Here is a 1151-nt window from a genome sequence, read left to right on the forward strand (position 1 = left end):
TCGCCCGGACCGAGGCGGCGTTGGACATCATGGGAAAAGCACACGCGCTCTTGGCCGAGATCTCCGAGAGCGCGGACACCGACACCAAGCCGACCAAGCCCTGACCGACGCGCACGCCCAGCTACTGGCTGCCCGGACCACGACCCGGGACGCGGCCCGTCTGACCGGGATGGCCCGCAGCACCGCCCACCGACGCGCCCGCCCGCCGGTGACGTGTGCACCTACGCCTCGACCGGCGCCAGCGAACCGACTGTCCGCCGCTGAACGTGCCCGAATCCTGGCGGTACTCGACAGCGACCGGTTCGTCGACACCACCGTGACCGAGGCGTTCGCGACGCTCCTCGACGAGGGCATGTACCTGGCCTCGATCTCCACCCTCTACCGGATCCTGCGCGCCAACAACCAGGTCATCGACCGGCGCCGCCAGGCCCGACACCCCGCCCGGGCCCGCCCCGAACTGACCGCCACCGCACCCGGCCAGGTCTTCACCTGGGACATCACGAAACTGCCCGGCCCGGCCAAGGGCGTCTACTACGACGCCTACGTGATGATCGACATCTGGTCCAGGTACGTCGTCGGCCACCACGTCGCCACCAGCGAGAGCGCGGAGATCGCCCACGACTTCATCACCGATGTCATCGCGGTGCACGGCGTCCCGCACGTCGTGCACGCTGACCGCGGCACGTCCATGACCTCTAAACGCGTCGCGACCCTCCTGGCCGACCTACGCGTCACCCGCTCACACTCACGCCCACGCGTGAGCAACGACAACCCGTTCTCCGAAGCCGCGTTCAAAACCGTCAAGTACCACCCCACGTTCCCCGAACGCTTCGGGTCACTGGCTGACGCCCGCACGTTCTGCGACACGTTCTTCCAGTGGTACAACCACGAACACCACCACTCGGGGATCGGTCTCCACACCCCCGCCGACGTCCACTACGGCCACGCCACAGCCCAGCAGGCCCTACGCGCCCACGCCCTCGACGCCGCCTGGACCGCCCACCCCGAACGCTTCTCCACCCGACCCAGACCCCAAGCACTACGCCTGCCCGACACCGTCTGGATCAACCCACCCGAACCAGCAGCCGACGATCAACCAATGCCACAAGCGGCGTAACACCCGCTGGCCTCACCGGCCTTGACAAGTTCCG

The 1151-nt window shown here is 68.2% G+C and carries 1 protein-coding gene; it reads left to right on the plus strand.

Annotation, left to right across the window (positions count from 1 at the left end):
• Nucleotides 1-124 precede the first annotated feature (124 nt).
• Nucleotides 125-1117, plus strand: a complete 993-nt coding sequence (locus AB0I41_RS35235; protein ID WP_357115837.1) for an IS3 family transposase — start codon at nucleotides 125-127, stop codon at nucleotides 1115-1117.
• The last annotated feature ends 34 nt before the right edge of the window (nucleotides 1118-1151 follow it).

Source organism: Micromonospora sp. NPDC050200 (assembly GCF_040656135.1).
Classification (GTDB): Bacteria; Actinomycetota; Actinomycetes; order Mycobacteriales; family Micromonosporaceae; genus Micromonospora.